The following is a 16,025-nucleotide window of genomic DNA, read 5'->3' on the forward strand; positions in this document are numbered from 1 at the left end:
GCCGATCAAACACGGCGAATTCGAGTCGCGGCTGCGTTCGATCGATTAGCAGGACTGCGAAGTCTGGAAAGGTATCTGAAATAGAAGGGATGGCATCCGGGCTGAAGCAACGCCATGCCGCACGCTTGTCAGAAACAACGGATTTGTCGGCGCCTCATGCGCTTCGTACACCACGATAAAAAAAAGGAGTTTTCGATGTTGCTTCGCCAAAGTGAGGTCCCGCTCTACCGCAATCCAGCGGCAGCCGTGGAAGAGCGCGTGGCCGATCTGCTCGCGCGCATGACACTCGACGAAAAGATTGCGCAGCTTCACGCCGCGTGGCTGAAGCTGTCGGCCGATGGCAATCACAAGGCGCGTAGCATCGATTTCGCGCAGAGCGCCAACCAGATCACGGTCGACGAGATCCTGCAGCATGGCCTCGGCCAGATCACGCGTCCGCTCGGCACGCATACGGTCGATCCGAAAGAAGGCGTACGCGCGCTCAACGAGCTGCAGCGCAAGATGGTCGAAGACACGCGCCTCGGCATTCCGGTGATGTCACACGAGGAATGCCTCGTCGGGCTCATGATCAAGGACGCGACGCTGTTCCCGTCGCCGTTGAACTATGCGGCGACGTGGAATCCGCGACTGGTCGGCGAAGTGGGCACGATCATCGGCGAGCAGGCACGCTCGATCGGCTGTCATCAGGGGCTCGCGCCGGTGCTCGACGTGTCGCGCGACCCGCGGTGGGGCCGCACCGAGGAGACGCTCGGCGAAGACCCGTATCTGGTTGGCGTGCTCGCGTGTCATTACGTGAAGGGCCTGCAGGGCGAACAGCGCGATCTGCTCGCGACGCTCAAGCATTTCGTCGGTCATTCGGCGAGCGAAGGCGGCCGCAATCATGCGCCGGTGCATGTCGGTCCGCGTGAGCTCAACGACGTGTTCATGCTGCCTTTCGAAATGGCCGTGAAGCTCGCGAACGCGGGCTCGGTGATGCCCGCCTATCACGACGTCGACGGCGTACCCTGTCATGGCGATCGTGCGCTGCTGCACGACACGCTGCGAGAGAAATGGGGCTTCGACGGTCTCGTCGTCGCCGATTACGCGGGCGTCGACCTGCTGTTCAGCCACCATGCGGTGGCGCGCGACAGCGCGTCGGCCGCGGCCCTCGCGTTCAACTCCGGCCTCGACGTCGAGCTGCCGGGTCACGAGTGCGCGGTGCATCTGAAGGAAGCGCTCGAGCGCAACGAGATCAGCGAAGCGACGATCGACACCGCCGTCTCGCGCGTGCTGCGCGTGAAATTCCAGCTCGGCCTGTTCGAGAATCCGTACGTCGATCCCGAACGCGTCGACGTGAAAAGCGCGACCGCGGGCGATACCGCGTATCAGGTTGCGCTCGAATCGGCGGTGCTGCTGCGCAATCAAGGCGACGTGCTGCCGCTCGACGCGCACGGCCCGGACAAGATCGCGGTGATCGGCCCGACCGCCGACGATCCGCTCGCGCTGCTCGCCGGCTACAGCTTCCCGGTGCACCTGATCAACAGCGGCGAGCAGTCCACTGCTTCGATCGCGACGCCGCTGCGTTCGCTGCGCGTGTTGCTCGGCGACGAGCGCGTCATTCACGCGCAGGGTTGCGACATCATCAAGGAGCGCCGCGCGGGCGCGCCGGTGTTTCCGGGCGACGTGTCGCTCGATCTGACCGGCGACGCGCATTGCGACGAGCTGATCAGCAAGGACACCGACGGCATTGTGTCCGCGGTCGAAGCCGCGCGGCAAGCGGGCGTCGCACTGGTGTTCGTCGGCGATCTGGCGGGCCTGTTCCAGTCCGGCACGGTCGGCGAAGGGTCCGATACCGACAGCCTCGACCTGCCGGGTGTGCAGCAGCCGTTGCTGCAGGCGGTGGTCGATAGCGGCACGCCGACGGTCGTCGTGATGACGGGCGGCCGTCCGTACAATCTCGGCGGCCTCGAAGAGCGCATCGCCGCGCAGATCATGGCGTTCGCGCCGGGCGAGCGTGGCGCCGAGGCGCTGGCCGATCTGCTGGTGGGCCGCGCCAATTTCAGCGGCCGTCTGCCGCTGTCGGTGCCGAAGAGCGCGGGCGCCGTGCCGTACGTGTATAACCATCGTCTGAAGAGCGCGGGAACGCCGATTGCATACCATTTCGGCTGCCGCTATCCGTTCGGTTTCGGTCTCGGCTATACGCAGTTCCGTTACGGCGATGTCGCGCTCGCGCACAGCGAAGTGCCGATCGAAAGCGGTACGATCGAGTTGAGCTTCACGGTCGACAACATCGGCGCGCGCGACGGCACCGAGATCGTGCAGATCTACGTGCGCGACCGGCACGCGTCGGTCGCGCGGCCGGTCCGCGAGCTGAAGGCGTTTGCGCGCGTGCCGCTCGCGGCCGGTGCGTCGGCGCGTGTGCGCGTGAAACTGCCGGTGGACATGCTGAACTTCACCGACGCGTGCGGCGAGCGTATCGTCGAGCCCGGTGACTTCGATCTGCTGGTCGGCAGCTCGAGCCGCGACATTCATCTGAGCGGCACGGTCGCCGTCGCGGGTTCCGCGACGAGAACGCTCGAACGCAACTGGCGCATGCTGAGCGAGGTCGAGATCGTGGCGTAAGCGGCGGGTCAGGGCGGCGAGCGCCGTCCTGTATGTGGTCCTACTCGTAACAAGTGGAAAATCTGATGTCGTACGCAACCTATCCAAGTCTGTCGGACAAAACCATCGTCGTGACCGGCGGCGGCGGCGGGATCGGCGCCGCGATCGTCGAGGCCTTCGCGCAGCAAGGCGCGCGCGTGTTCTTCCTCGACGTCGCCGAGCACGATTCGCTCGCGCTGCAGGAAACGCTTCGCCACGCGAAGCATCCGCCGCTGTTCCGCCGCTGCGACCTGAAAAATGTCGACGCGATCGAACACACGTTCGCCGACATCGTCGATGCGGTGGGCCCGATCGACGTGCTCGTCAACAACGCCGGCAACGACGACCGGCACGAAATCGGCGAGCTCACCGCGAGCTACTGGGACGACCGTATCGCGGTGAATCTGCGCCACCAGTTCTTCTGCGCGCAGGCCGCCGCGAACGGTATGCGTCGCGCGGGGCGCGGCGTGATCCTGAATCTGGGCTCGGTGTCGTGGCATGTCGCGCTGCCGAACCTCGCGATCTATATGACCGCCAAGGCCGGCATCGAAGGGCTCACGCGTGGTCTCGCGCGTGATCTCGGCAGCGCGGGCATCCGCGTGAATTGCATCATCCCCGGGGCGGTGAAGACGGCGCGGCAGATGCAGTTGTGGCAATCGGCGGAGAGCGAAGCGAAGGTCGTCGCGAGTCAATGTCTGCAACTGCGCATCGAGCCCGAGCACGTCGCGCGTATGGCGCTGTTCCTCGCGTCCGACGACGCATCACGCTGCTCCGGCCGCGATTACTTCGTCGACGCAGGGTGGTACGGAGAATGAGCATGCCGGTCCCAGTGTGCGTATGGGCGCTCGGCGCCGAGCTGGCCGAAGGGCCGCTATGGCAGGCCGCCGAAAACGGGGTGTATTTCGTCGATATCAAGGGGCGCCGGATTCATCGGCTGTCCGTCGCGACCGGCGAGAAGCAAACGTGGCAGGCGCCCGACCAGCCCGGTTTTCTGGCGCCGCTCGCGGACGGCACGTTCGTATGCGGGCTGCCATCCGGCTTGCATCGCTTCGATCCGGCGAGCGGCGAGTTCAGCAAGCTCGCCGAGGTCGAACCGCATCTGCCGGGCAACCGCCTCAACGACGGTTTCGTCGATGCACGGGGACGCCTGTGGTTCGGCTCGATGGACGATGCGGAAGAGGCGCCGAGCGGCACGCTGTATCGCGTGAACGAGCAAGGCGCGGCGATCGCGCAGGACGACGACTACGTGATCACGAACGGCCCGGCGATGAGCCCGGACGGCCGCACGCTGTATCACAACGACACGATGCGGCGCGTGGTTTATGCCTTCGACGTCGCCGCGGACGGCACGCTGTCGGGCAAGCGCATCTTCGCCGCCATCTCCGGCGACGGCCATCCCGACGGCATGGCCGTCGATGCCGACGGCTTCGTGTGGATCGCGCTGTTCGGCGGCTGGCGGATCGAGCGGTACTCGCCGGCGGGCGAGCTGGTCGATCAGGTGCCGTTGCCGTGCGCGAACGTGACGAAGCTCGCGTTCGGCGGCGACGATCTGCAAACCGTCTATGTGTCCACCGCATGGAAGGGACTGACGGCGGTCGAGCGCCGGCATCAGCCGCAGGCGGGCGGGCTGTTCTCGTTCCGCGCGCCGGCGGCGGGGCAGGCTCAGGCGCGCTGCACGGTGGGCTTCGAGCGCTAGACGACAAAAACACAGCGACAGGACAAGCCGCAAAACGCAACCCTGACGTTGCCTGGTCGCTCCGCAAGGAGCGGCCCGCTATCATGTGCGTTCCATGACTTTCGCGCATTCGCCCCGATACCTATCATGACGTCCAGGCCGCCAGTCCCGCCCCGCATGTCCGATGTCGCCGAACGCGCGGGCGTCTCGAAGATGACCGTGTCGCGCGTGCTTGCCGGCCGCAACGTGTCGCAGGCGACTCGCGAACGCGTGCAGAAGGTCATCGACGAACTCGGCTACGTCGCCGATGCGGCGGCGGGCGCGCTGTCGTCGGGACGCTCGGCGTTCGTCGCGGTGCTGGTGCCGTCGCTGTCCAGCTCGAACTTCTCCGACACCGTGCGCGGACTGAATGCCGCGCTGGGCCCGCACGGTCTGCAACTGCTGCTCGGCGACACGGACTACCGTCTGGAACAGGAAGAACTGCTGGTGCGCTCGATGCTGCGTCACCAGCCGCGCTGCGTCGCGTTGACGGGCGGCCGGCACACCGAGGCGACGCGCATGCTGTTGCAGCGCGCCGGCATTCCGGTCGTCGAAATGTGGGATCTGCCCAGCGATCCAATCGATACGGTCGTCGGCTTTTCGAACTCGGCGGCGGCGCGCGCGATGGTCCGGCATCTGCACGCGCGCGGTTATCGGCGGATCGGCTTCATCGCGGGTGCCAGCGAGCGCGACCGGCGCGGGCATGACCGGATGCGCGGCTACGTCGCCGAAATCAAGGCGCTCGGCCTCGGCGAGCCGCGCGTGATCCGGCTCGGCGATTCGCCGATCACGATGAGCCACGGCGCACCGGCGATCGGCGCATTGCTCGACGCGTGGCCCGATACCGAGGCCGTGATGTGCGTGAGCGACATGTCGGCGTTCGGCGCGATCATGGAGTGTCACCGGCGCGGGCTGTCGGTGCCGGGCGACATCGCGGTCGCCGGGTTCGGCAACTTCGAGGTGTCGTGGTGCTGTCAACCGAGCATCACGACGGTGTCGGTCGACGCGTACGGCATCGGCCTGCGCGCTGGCGAAACGCTGCTCGCGGCGCTCGCCGATCGCGAAGCGGGTGAGGTGCAGCGCAGGAAAGCGGTGAAGATCGATTTCACGGTGATTGCACGCGATAGCGCGTAGATGGCGCACTAGCACTCCCCTTAATTAAACAGATCAGGGATATCCCTCGGTTGTCCGGCTGGTAAGCCGGGCGTAACATCCACAGCTAGAAATGTTACCGGTAACGTAACCGGCGGTGCCAAATCGCACGAGCCGCGAGGCAACGGCATTTCCGACCAAAAATACGCTGATGGAGATACGAATGACCGCTGTACCGCCCGCCATCGTCGCGCCCGCCGCGCGCGTCGACGAGTTCGAGGAAAGGACCTATCGCAAGGTCGTGCGCCGGCTGCTGCCGGTACTGTTGCTGTGCTATGTGGTTGCGTATCTGGATCGCGTGAACGTCGGCTTCGCGAAGCTGCAGATGCTCGACGATCTCGGCCTGTCCGACACGATGTACGCGATCGGCGCGAGCGTGTTCTTCTGGGGCTATTTCATCTTCGAAGTGCCCAGCAACGTGTTCCTGCATCGCTACGGCGCGCGCTTCTGGATCGCGCGGATCATGTTCACGTGGGGGCTCGTGTCGATGGCGCTCGCGTTCGTCGCGCCGCTCGCGCGCGTCGCGCACGTCGAAACCGCGACGATGTTCTACATCCTGCGCTTTCTGCTCGGGCTCTGCGAGGCCGGCTTCTTCCCCGGCGTGATTCTGTACCTGAACTTCTGGTTTCCGTCGCAGCGCCAAAGTCGCGTGATGTCAGGCTTTCTGATCGCAATGCCGGTCAGCCTGATGCTCGGCGGCATCGTGTCGGGCTGGCTGATGGACCATACGGCCGGCCTGCTCGGCTATCAGGGCTGGCAATGGATGCTGCTGATCGAAGGCGTGCCGTCGCTGCTGACCGCGTTCGTGGTGTACTTCTCGCTCGACGACGGCATTGACCGCGCGCGCTGGCTCACGCCGCAGGAGAAGAGCCTGCTCGCGGCGAATCTGCAGCGCGAAAGCGCGCACAAGACAGCGCGCTTCGGCTCGGCGGTGCGCGATCCGCGCGTGTGGCTGCTGGTCGCGATTTTGCTCACGTTCAATACCGGCTTCTACGGCCTCGCGTTCTGGCTGCCGTCGATCATCAAGGCGACCGGCGTGCAGGATCCGCTGCATATCGGCCTGCTGACCGCGATCCCGTACGGCGTGGCCATCATTGCGACGCTCGCGAACGCCGCGCATTCGAAGAAAACCGGCGAGCGGCGCCTGCATGCGGCGATTCCGGCGCTGATCGGCGGAATCGCTCTGATCATGAGTGCGGCTTTGGCGCATCATGTGGTGTGGGCGATCACGTTTCTGACGATCGCCACTGCCGGCATCCTTGCGCTGATGCCGATTTACTGGACGTTCCCGGGACAGCTGCTGTCGGGCGCCGCCGCGGCGGCCGGCATCGCGATGATCAACGCGATCGGCAATCTGTCCGGCTTTACCGGTTCGATGATCACCGCCGTGGCGAAAGATTTGACCGGCGACATCAACAACGGCACTTACGCACTCGGTGCGTGTCTGCTGGTCAGTTGCGTGCTGATCCTGCTCGTGCCGCGCACGATGCTGACGCGGGCCGCCTCGAATGAAGGCAGCGGCCCCGGCCGCGAGACAGCGCGGGCACAGAAACACGCAGAGCACGCATAAGAAACCCTTACCCAGACAGAGAGACAAGCATCATGTCAGCATCCACCCCGCGCCGGCTGCGCAGCCAGGAATGGTTCGACGATCCCTCGCACGCGGATATGACGGCGCTGTACGTCGAGCGTTTCATGAACTACGGTCTGACGCGCGAAGAGCTGCAGTCGGGCCGGCCGATCATCGGCATCGCGCAGACCGGCAGCGATCTCGCGCCGTGCAACCGGCATCACATCGAGCTCGCGGCGCGCACGAAGGCCGGTATTCGCGACGCGGGCGGCATTCCAATGGAGTTTCCGGTGCATCCGCTCGCCGAGCAGAGCCGCCGGCCGACCGCAGCGCTCGATCGCAATCTCGCGTATCTGGGCCTCGTCGAAATCCTGCACGGCTTCCCGCTCGACGGCGTCGTGCTGACCACCGGCTGCGACAAGACCACGCCCGCGTGCCTGATGGCGGCGGCCACCGTCGATATGCCGGCGATCGTGCTGTCCGGCGGTCCCATGCTCGACGGCTGGCACGACGGCAAGCGCGTCGGGTCGGGCACCGTGATCTGGCATGCACGCAATCTGCTGGCGGCCGGCGAGATCGACTACGAAGGCTTCATGGAGCTGACTACCGCGTCGTCGCCGTCGATCGGTCACTGCAACACGATGGGCACCGCGCTGTCGATGAACAGCCTCGCCGAAGCGCTCGGCATGTCGCTGCCCGGCTGCGCGAGCATTCCGGCCGCTTACCGCGAGCGCGGCCAGATGGCCTACGCGAGCGGCAAGCGCATCGTCGACCTCGTGCGCGAGGACCTGCGGCCGTCGAAGATCATGACGAAAGAAGCGTTCGAAAACGCGATCGTCGTCGCATCGGCGCTCGGCGCGTCGACCAACTGCCCGCCACATCTGATCGCGATTGCGCGGCACATGGGCGTCGAGCTGAGTCTCGAAGACTGGCAGCGCGTCGGCGAGCAGGTGCCGCTGATCGTCAACTGCATGCCCGCCGGCGAATATCTCGGCGAGAGCTTCCATCGCGCGGGTGGCGTACCGGCCGTGATGCGCGAGCTCGCGAAAGGCGGCCTCGTGCACGAGGATTGCCTGACCGTGTCGGGCCGCACGATGGGCGAAATCGCGGCCGCCGCACCCGCGCCGGATCGCGAGGTCATCAAGACGACCGACGATCCGCTGAAGCACGGCGCGGGCTTCATGGTGCTGTCCGGCAACTTCTTCGACAGCGCGATCATGAAGATGTCGGTGGTCGGCGATGCGTTCCGCAAGACCTACCTGAGCGAGCCAGGCGCAGAAAACAGCTTCGAAGCGCGCGCCATCGTGTTCGACGGCCCCGAGGATTATCACGCGCGCATCAACGACCCGTCGCTTGAAATCGACGAGCATTGCATCCTCGTGATTCGCGGCACGGGTACGGTCGGCTATCCGGGCAGCGCCGAGGTCGTCAACATGGCGCCGCCGGCGGCGCTCGTGCGCCAGGGCATCACGTCGCTGCCGACGCTCGGCGACGGCCGTCAGAGCGGCACGTCGGCGAGCCCGTCGATTCTGAACATGTCGCCGGAAGCGGCGGTGGGCGGCGGCCTTGCGCTGTTGCGCACGAACGACCGCATCCGCGTCGATCTGAATTCGCGCAGCGTCAAAGTGCTGGTCGACGAAGCAGAACTCGCGCGACGTCGCGAAACCGTGCACTTCGAGATTCCGCCCGCGCAAACGCCGTGGCAGGAGCTGTATCGCAAGACGGTCGGCCAGCTTTCGACCGGCGGCTGCCTCGAACCGGCGACGCTGTATCTGAAAGTGATTGCCGAGCGCGGCAACCCACGGCATTCGCATTGACCCGCGGGTGACAAGGCCGGGCTTCGCACGCAACGCGACGCCCGGCCTTGCCCGTTTTCCCACTTATCCGAAAGAGCTCATCCCATGTCCGCAATTTCCCCCTCCAGCTTTCTTCCCGGCGATCTGAACGACGCACTGCTGATCGGCCGCGTGTGGCGCAAGACCGAGCAGCATGAAGGACCGTGCGTGGTCGTCGTGCGCGGCGGCGAGGTGTTCGACATCACCGCGGTCGTGCCGACTGCCGCCGACCTGTTCGAGCGCGACGATGCCGCGCAATTTGCGCGCAGCGCGCCGGGCGTGCCGCTCGGGCCGGTCGCGCAGCTGATCGAGGCGAACCTGCCGGGCGCGAGCGCGCCGGCCGTGCGCGTGCTCGCGCCGTGCGACGTGCAGGCGATCAAGGCCTGCGGCGTCACGTTCGCGGTGAGCCTGATCGAGCGCGTGATCGAGGAACAGGCCGGCGGCGATCCGGCGAAGGCGAAGGAAGTGCGCGAGACGATCGCGTCGACGATCGGCACCGATCTGTCGAAGATCAAGCCGGGATCGGAAGCGGCGATGAAGCTGAAAGCCGAGCTCGAGCGTCGCGATGCGTGGTCGCAATACATGGAAGTCGGCATCGGTCCGGACGCCGAAGTATTTTCGAAATCGCAGCCGATGTCGGCAGTCGGCTTCGGCGCGGACGTCGGTCTGCTCGCCGCGTCGGTGTGGAACAACCCGGAGCCGGAGATCGTGCTCGCGGTGAATAGCCGCGGCGGCATCGTCGGCGCGACGCTCGGCAACGACGTGAACCTGCGCGACATCGAAGGCCGCTCGGCGCTGTTGCTCGGCAAGTGCAAGGACAACAACGGCTCATGCGCGATCGGTCCGTTCGTGCGTCTGTTCGACGACACCTTCTCACTCGACGCGGTGCGCGCGGCGAGCGTGTCGCTGCGCGTCGAAGGCGCCGACGACGACTTCGTGCTCGACGGCGTGAGCCACATGAGCGAGATCAGCCGCGACCCGGCCGACCTCGTCGCGCAGACCTGCGGCCGTCACCACCAGTACCCGGACGGCTTCATGCTGTTCCTCGGCACCATGTTCTCGCCGATCAAGGACCGCGACGCGCCCGGCGGCGGCTTCACCCACCACCTCGGCGATCGCGTGACGATTTCGACGCCGCAGCTCGGCGCGCTGACCAACACGGTGCGGCTGTCCACCGAAATCGAGCCGTGGACGTTCGGCGTGCGCGCGCTGTATCGCAATCTCGCGGCCCGTGGCGTGCTCGTTGCTGAATAACCGGATTGTCGCTGCAATTTTCGAAAGGAGAATCAGGCATGAGTCAGTTCGCAAACTACATCGACGGACAGTGGGTCGACGGCGCGAGCGTGTCGCGCAACGTCAATCCGTCGAATCTCGACGACGTGATCGGCGAATTCGCGCAAGCCGACGCCGAGCAGACGCATCGCGCGATCAGCGCCGCGCGCAAGGCCTTCGCGCAGTGGTCGTTGTCCACGCCGCAGCAGCGCTTCGACGTGCTCGACCAGGCGGGCAGCGCGATCCTCGCGCGCAAGGCGGAGCTCGGCAAGGTGCTCGCGCGTGAAGAGGGCAAGACGCTGCCCGAGGCGATCGGCGAAGTGGGCCGCGCCGGGCAGATCTTCAAGTTCTTCGCGGGCGAAGCGCTGCGCGTCGGCGGCGAAGTGATGCCGTCGGTGCGGCCGGGCATGACGGTCGAAATGACGCGTGAGCCGGTTGGCGTGGTCGGCCTGATTACGCCGTGGAATTTTCCGATTGCGATTCCGGCGTGGAAGATCGCGCCGGCGCTTGCGTACGGCAACACGGTCGTGATCAAGCCGGCCGATCTGGTGCCGGGCAGCACGTGGGAGCTGGTCAAGATCATCGCCGAGGCGGGCGCGCCGGCGGGGGTGATCAACCTCGTGATGGGGCGCGGTTCGGTGGTTGGCGAGGCGCTCGTGTCGTCGCCGGATGTCGATGCGATCAGCTTCACCGGTTCCGTTTCGACGGGCCGCGCGATCGGCGCGAAGTGCTTCGATTCGGGCAAGAAATTCCAGCTGGAAATGGGCGGCAAGAACCCGATGGTCGTGCTCGACGACGCCGATCTCAATGTCGCGATCGAAGCGTGCATCAACGGCGCGTTCTACTCGACGGGCCAGCGTTGCACGGCATCGAGCCGGCTGATCGTGACCGCGGGGATCTATGACCGGTTCATCGACGGCATGAAGGCGCGCATGCGCGCGCTGAAGGTCGGCGATGCGCTCGCGGACGGCACGCACATCGGCCCGGTCGTCGACGACAAGCAGTTGGCACAGGACGAGCGCTATCTGGCGATCGCGCGCGAAGAGGGCGGCACGGTGTTCGGCGGCGAGCGCGTCGAAGGCTCGACGCGCGGCTATTTCCTCGCGCCGGCGCTGGTCACGGAGACGACCCCGGCTATGCGCATCAACCGTGAAGAGGTATTCGGGCCGGTGGCGTCGGTCATCAAGGTCAAGGACTACCAGGAAGCGCTCGCGGTTGCCAACGGCACCGAGTTCGGGTTGTCGGCCGGCATCTGCACGACATCGCTGAAGTACGCGAGTCATTTCCGCCGCCATGTGCAGGCCGGCATGGTGATGGTCAACACCGCGACGGCGGGGGTCGATTATCACGTGCCGTTTGGCGGGCGGAAGGGGTCGAGCTACGGTCCGCGCGAGCAGGGTGCCTACGCCCGCGAGTTCTATACGTCGGTGAAGACCGCGTATATCAACCCGGGCGCGGTCTGACGCAGAACTGACAGAGCTCCCCAAAACGGAACTGGCCCGGCATCGCATTCAATCGCGATGGCGGGCCAGTAGGGGAAGCTGCGAGAGCGCTAAGCCGAGCGCTCCGGCAGGTACAGCTACATCAACAGCAACTTGCCAACCTGCAACGCCTTACTGCGCTGCGTGACCTTGCTGCGACGAACCGCTGGTCACGCCGCCGACCGCGGCGTTTTGTGCCGCGACGCGGGCTTCGGCAGCCTGAATGTTCGACGGATATTCGTTCGGGTTCGAACGTGCCGGGTTGTAGCCGGCCTTTTCGATCTGAGCCAGCTCTTCACGGACTTGCGCGCGGGTCAGCGGCTGGTTCGATTGAGCGAAAACGGCAACCGGAGCAGCGAGGGTAGCGGCGATAACGACAGCTTGAACGAGCGATTTCATTTTTACTACCTCCAGGTTTTGTCTTGTTAGGCTGCGAAATCATTTGTTTGCAGCAGTGATGACAGTCTAGAGGGAGCGGAAATTAGGGTAAATACCTAATTTCTGAACTCACTGTTTCCGAAACCAAAACAATAATGAGACAGCAAGGCCGTCGAGCGTCGATTTGCGAAGCGATCCCCGACAACTGGCGCGCATGAGTCAGCCGGCCGATAGGGCCTGGATGAGCAGCAAGCCCGCGCCGGCGACGGCTATGGCGCCGCTCGCCCAGGCGACGAGTGCGCCGTCCGGCGCAAGTCGCTCGGCCGTAATGGCGGCCGTCACGGCGGCCATCAAGCGCAAATCCGTCATGCCGACGACCAGCAGAATTGCCGTGAGACCCCCGCAGCAACCGGCGCAATCGATGCCGATGCGCAGACCGTATCTCCACGCGCTCGGCGCATCGGCGGGAAGGCTGGGTGTCGTGCGGCTGCAGGCGAGGCGGCGGGCTTTCCATGTGCTGAACTGCAACGCGCCCGCGAGCAATACGACCACGCTGACCGCCAGCGGCGTCGAACGCGCGAGCGCTGGCCACCGCAACTCGAGCGCCGCGAACGACGCGCCCAGTGCAAACACGGCCATGCCGAGCACCGTCCATACGACCGCATACGCGCCACTCACGAGCATCGTCAGCAGGGCCAGTCGCTGCGCACTTGCGCGCGAGCCGATCGCGTCGCGATAGCGCAGCAGCGTCGGCATCAACGACGGCAGCATCATCGCCGCCATCATCACGATCCACATGCCGATGAACGATGCCGCGGCGCGGGCCCACGTGCGCCCGCAGGTCGGCATCCACAGCGTCGACATCGACCAGCCGCCGGGCATCGGCAACGCGCCCATCGCCGCCATCGACGCGCCGTGGGCCAATGTCGCCGCGACGCTCGCGGCGAACATCAGCACGCAGACGCCGACGAACACGCGCTGCGATGAGCGCGTCGCGCGCCGTGTGGCAAGGCGCTGCCCGCTCGTGCAGACAGCGCGCACGAGCGGGCTCATGACGGCTCGTACTCGTCGTGACGGCGCCACCAGATGCCCGTCTCGTTGCGCCCCTTCGGCGCGCGATCGAGCCACTGGTACATGCCCCACAGCGCATCGACACCGCGCGCGTAAGTCGAGTACGTGTGATAGACGACGCCGTCTTCGAGCACGAACGCGCTCATGCCTGGCCGGTCGCGCGAATAGGTGGCCGCGTCGGTGCCGCAGGTCGCCGCGAACTGCGCGACCGGTTCGGGCGCGGGACTCACGTCCATCGCGTGACTGTTGCGTGCGTAGTTGTACTCGATATTGCCATCGCGCTGCTGTGTCTCGGTGAACGAGACGTTGAAGTCGAAATTGAAATCGCCGCCGGCCGACGACGCCCATGGAAACGTCCAGCCCATGCGCTGCTTGTACGTCTGCAGCTTGTCGAGCGGCGCGCGCGACACCGCCGTCAGCATCACGTCGTGATGCGCGAGATGCACGGCGAAGCCGGCGAAGCCGTCCGCGATCGACGAGCATGACGGGCAGCCCGCCTTGTAGTCGGGGCCGAACATGAAGTGGTAGACGAGCAGCTGCGAACGTCCTTTGAACAGATCGGCGAGCGACGCGCTGCCTTGGTCGGTATCGAAGCGGTAGGCCTTGTCGACCCTGACCCACGGCAGCGCCTGGCGTTGCCGCGCGAGCTCGTCGCCTTGTCGCGTGTGGGCTTTTTCCGCGTCGAGCAGCGCGCGTCGCGCGGCGAGCCACTGTTCGCGTGTTCCGATCGGATGCGTAGTCATCGTGGGTACCTCCGTGAGTCGTGCCGCGCCGCGCGAGCCCTTGCCCGACGGCGTCGGTGACGGTTGATGGTCGTGCTAGATTAGGGCCGGGCATCGATCGGGTGGGAGTGACAAGTGTGGCGGGATTCGCTTGATGCATCGACGTGCTACGCGCGGACTCGCACGCCGTGGACGCGCTGATTTCGGCGGCGGCGCGCGCGCTCGCGGCCGGCGATCCGCTTGGCGCGCTCGACCACGTCGCGTTACGCGACGACGCGCCGGCGCTCGCGCTGCGCGGCATCGCGATGGCGCAGCTCGGCGATTTCGGGCGCGCAAAGGCGCTGGTGCGCGACGCCGCGCGCGCGTTCGGCGCGCAGCATGCGGTGGCGCGCGCGAGATGCGTGGTCGCCGAAGCGGAGATCGCGCTCGCGTCGCGCGATCTCGGGTGGCCCGCCAAGACACTCGACGCCGCGACCGCCACGCTCGACGCGTACGGCGATCGCGTCAATGCCGCGCATGCGCGGTATCTCGCGGCGCGGCGTCTGCTGCTGATCGGCCGTCTCGACGAAGCGGAGCGCAAGCTTGCCGCGCTCGATCCCCGGCCGTTTCCGCCCGCACTGCGTGCCGCGCATGAACTGGTGGTCGCGGGAGTCGCGCTGCGGCGTTTGCGCAGCGGCGCCGCCCGTGCCGCGCTGGCGCGGGCCGGACGCGCGGCACGCGAGGCCGGCATTCCGGCGTTGATCGCGGAAGTCGAAAGCGCGTCGGTGGCACTGGGCAAACCGGCGGCGCGCATGATCGCGCATGGCGAAGAAGAACCGATCCTGCTCGATGAAGTCGAGAAGCTGTTGACCTCGAATCGCGCTGGCGGCGCGTTGATCGTCGACGCTTGCCGCTACGCGATCCGCGATGCGAACGCGGCGGTTGCGCTCGCGAGCCGACCGGTGCTGTTTGCGCTCGCCCGCATGCTCGGCGAGGCATGGCCCGACGACGTGCCGCGCGACGCGCTCGTCGCCCGGGCGTTCCGCGCCAAACGCGCCGACGAATCGCATCGCGCGCGGCTGCGCGTCGAGATCGGCCGGCTGCGCACGGCGCTCGGCACGCTCGCGAGCGTCAGCGCGACGACGCGCGGCTTCGCGCTCGCGCCGCGTCACGCCCGCGAGGTCGTCGTGCTGGCGCCGCCGGTCGAAGGCGAGCATGCGGCGCTGCTTGCGTTTCTGTCGGATGGCCAAGCGTGGTCGAGTTCCGCGCTTGCCCTCGTGCTCGGCGCGAGTCAGCGCACCGTGCAGCGCTCACTCGACTCGCTCGCCGCAGCCGGCAAGGTGCAGCCAGTGGGCGAGGGGCGCGCGCGCCGCTGGATGACGCCGCCGCTGGCCGGATTCGCGACGGCTTTGTTACTCCCTTCCCCGTTCCCTTCATGATTAGGATGGCCACCATGAACCGCTCTGCCGCCAGAATCGTCCGTGAATATGGGCCCTTTACGGGCGTCGATAAAGTGCATGGCGTCACCTACGACGGCCGACAGGTGTGGATCGCGACCGGCGAACGGCTCGACGCGTTCGATCCGGCGAGCGGCGAGACGCTGCGCTCGATCGCGGTGCCCGCCGACGCGGGCACGGCCTTCGACGGCGAACACCTGTTCCAGATCGCGCACGGCCGCATCCAGAAGATCGACCCGCAGAGCGGCCGCGTGCTGTCGACGATCGCGGCGCCCGGCGACGGCGGCCAGTCGGGGCTGACATGGGCCGAAGGTTCGCTATGGGTCGGTCAGTATCCCGAACGAAAAATCTATCAGGTCGATCCGGACACCGGCGCGGTGCTGCGCACGATCGAATCGAATCGCTTCGTGACCGGGATCACGTGGGTCGACGGCGAGCTATGGCATGGCACGTGGGAAGGTGACGAGAGCGAGCTGCGGCATCTCGATCCGCGCAGCGGCGAGGTGCTCGAGCGCGTCGAGATGCCGGCCGGCGCGGGCATTTCCGGACTCGAATCGAACGGCGCGGATCTGTTCTTCTGTGGAGGCGGCAGCAGCGGGCTCGTTCGCGCCGTGCAGCGTCCCGTGCGAGAGAGCGACTCGCAATTGCCGGTCGATTCGACGAGCGAGTGATTCGTCATGCAAGCAGCGCGTCCTCGTTATCGGCGCTGGTATTTGGCTTACTTGTACTCGCCGATAACGTAAGTCATCGTTGGTAAACGAAGTATTCCATTGCG

The 16,025-nt window shown here is 66.3% G+C and carries 13 protein-coding genes; 10 read left to right on the forward strand and 3 right to left on the reverse strand.

Going from position 1 to position 16,025, the window contains the following annotated elements; genetic code table 11:
- Positions 1-195 precede the first annotated feature (195 nt).
- From OKW38_RS05060 to OKW38_RS05095, 8 genes are all read left to right on the forward strand, one after another.
- Complete coding sequence (locus OKW38_RS05060) at positions 196-2,601, forward strand: glycoside hydrolase family 3 N-terminal domain-containing protein (RefSeq protein WP_429360277.1); 2,406 nt, start codon at positions 196-198, stop codon at positions 2,599-2,601.
- A gap of 65 nt (positions 2,602-2,666) precedes the next feature.
- Positions 2,667-3,434 carry an SDR family NAD(P)-dependent oxidoreductase gene (locus OKW38_RS05065; protein WP_429360278.1) on the forward strand — a complete coding sequence of 256 codons (768 nt, stop codon included), beginning with the start codon at positions 2,667-2,669 and terminating at the stop codon, positions 3,432-3,434.
- Positions 3,431-4,315, forward strand: a complete 885-nt coding sequence (locus OKW38_RS05070) for an SMP-30/gluconolactonase/LRE family protein (RefSeq protein WP_429360280.1) — start codon at positions 3,431-3,433, stop codon at positions 4,313-4,315. Before OKW38_RS05065 ends, OKW38_RS05070 begins: the two co-directional genes overlap by 4 nt.
- Before the next feature lie 156 nt (positions 4,316-4,471).
- Positions 4,472-5,467, forward strand: a complete 996-nt coding sequence (locus tag OKW38_RS05075; protein WP_187613282.1) for a LacI family DNA-binding transcriptional regulator — start codon at positions 4,472-4,474, stop codon at positions 5,465-5,467.
- A gap of 181 nt (positions 5,468-5,648) precedes the next feature.
- Entirely contained in the window at positions 5,649-7,055 is a 1,407-nt protein-coding gene (locus tag OKW38_RS05080; RefSeq protein ID WP_429332575.1) for an MFS transporter, read from the forward strand.
- A gap of 32 nt (positions 7,056-7,087) precedes the next feature.
- Positions 7,088-8,872: an IlvD/Edd family dehydratase gene (locus OKW38_RS05085; protein ID WP_429332574.1), complete on the forward strand. Its 1,785-nt coding sequence runs from the start codon at positions 7,088-7,090 to the stop codon at positions 8,870-8,872.
- 84 nt (positions 8,873-8,956) lie between these two features.
- Entirely contained in the window at positions 8,957-10,144 is a 1,188-nt protein-coding gene (locus OKW38_RS05090) for a fumarylacetoacetate hydrolase family protein (protein ID WP_429360282.1), read from the forward strand.
- A 38-nt stretch (positions 10,145-10,182) separates the two neighbouring features.
- On the forward strand, positions 10,183-11,625 hold the full coding sequence (locus tag OKW38_RS05095; RefSeq protein WP_187626861.1) for an aldehyde dehydrogenase family protein: 1,443 nt from the start codon (positions 10,183-10,185) through the stop codon (positions 11,623-11,625).
- Positions 11,626-11,775: 150 nt separating this feature from the next.
- On the opposite strand, the gene OKW38_RS05100 is transcribed toward OKW38_RS05095, so the two are convergent.
- The 3 genes from OKW38_RS05100 to OKW38_RS05110 form a co-directional block, all read right to left on the reverse strand.
- Complete coding sequence (locus OKW38_RS05100) at positions 11,776-12,042, reverse strand: DUF4148 domain-containing protein (RefSeq protein ID WP_090810603.1); 267 nt, start codon at positions 12,040-12,042, stop codon at positions 11,776-11,778.
- Between the two features lie 198 nt (positions 12,043-12,240).
- Positions 12,241-13,074, reverse strand: coding sequence for a DUF2182 domain-containing protein (locus OKW38_RS05105; RefSeq protein ID WP_429332571.1), 834 nt, complete (start codon positions 13,072-13,074; stop codon positions 12,241-12,243).
- Positions 13,071-13,835 carry a DUF899 domain-containing protein gene (locus tag OKW38_RS05110; protein ID WP_429360284.1) on the reverse strand — a complete coding sequence of 255 codons (765 nt, stop codon included), beginning with the start codon at positions 13,833-13,835 and terminating at the stop codon, positions 13,071-13,073. The genes OKW38_RS05105 and OKW38_RS05110 overlap by 4 nt, the downstream gene beginning before the upstream one ends.
- A gap of 167 nt (positions 13,836-14,002) precedes the next feature.
- Here OKW38_RS05110 and OKW38_RS05115 point away from each other — a divergent pair, with 167 nt between their 5' ends.
- Together OKW38_RS05115 and OKW38_RS05120 are read left to right on the forward strand one after the other, a co-directional pair.
- Positions 14,003-15,232, forward strand: coding sequence for a helix-turn-helix domain-containing protein (locus OKW38_RS05115; protein ID WP_429360286.1), 1,230 nt, complete (start codon positions 14,003-14,005; stop codon positions 15,230-15,232).
- 14 nt (positions 15,233-15,246) lie between these two features.
- A complete protein-coding gene (locus OKW38_RS05120; protein ID WP_429360288.1) occupies positions 15,247-15,921 on the forward strand; it encodes a glutamine cyclotransferase in 675 nt (224 codons plus the stop codon).
- Positions 15,922-16,025: the final 104 nt, after the last annotated feature.

Origin of the sequence: Paraburkholderia sp. MM5496-R1 (assembly GCF_050436205.1) — a bacterium.
Classification (GTDB): domain Bacteria; phylum Pseudomonadota; class Gammaproteobacteria; order Burkholderiales; family Burkholderiaceae; genus Paraburkholderia; species Paraburkholderia tuberum.

Coding starts and splice junctions, on each gene's coding strand:
- OKW38_RS05060 (WP_429360277.1), top strand. CDS start 196: ATGTTGCTTCGCCAAAGTGAGGTCCCGCTCTACCGCAATCCAGCGGCA.
- OKW38_RS05120 (WP_429360288.1), top strand. CDS start 15,247: ATGAACCGCTCTGCCGCCAGAATCGTCCGTGAATATGGGCCCTTTACG.
- OKW38_RS05085 (WP_429332574.1), top strand. CDS start 7,088: ATGTCAGCATCCACCCCGCGCCGGCTGCGCAGCCAGGAATGGTTCGAC.
- OKW38_RS05080 (WP_429332575.1), top strand. CDS start 5,649: ATGACCGCTGTACCGCCCGCCATCGTCGCGCCCGCCGCGCGCGTCGAC.
- OKW38_RS05095 (WP_187626861.1), top strand. CDS start 10,183: ATGAGTCAGTTCGCAAACTACATCGACGGACAGTGGGTCGACGGCGCG.
- OKW38_RS05070 (WP_429360280.1), top strand. CDS start 3,431: ATGAGCATGCCGGTCCCAGTGTGCGTATGGGCGCTCGGCGCCGAGCTG.
- OKW38_RS05065 (WP_429360278.1), top strand. CDS start 2,667: ATGTCGTACGCAACCTATCCAAGTCTGTCGGACAAAACCATCGTCGTG.
- OKW38_RS05100 (WP_090810603.1), bottom strand. CDS start 12,042: ATGAAATCGCTCGTTCAAGCTGTCGTTATCGCCGCTACCCTCGCTGCT.
- OKW38_RS05110 (WP_429360284.1), bottom strand. CDS start 13,835: ATGACTACGCATCCGATCGGAACACGCGAACAGTGGCTCGCCGCGCGA.
- OKW38_RS05075 (WP_187613282.1), top strand. CDS start 4,472: ATGTCCGATGTCGCCGAACGCGCGGGCGTCTCGAAGATGACCGTGTCG.
- OKW38_RS05105 (WP_429332571.1), bottom strand. CDS start 13,074: ATGAGCCCGCTCGTGCGCGCTGTCTGCACGAGCGGGCAGCGCCTTGCC.
- OKW38_RS05090 (WP_429360282.1), top strand. CDS start 8,957: ATGTCCGCAATTTCCCCCTCCAGCTTTCTTCCCGGCGATCTGAACGAC.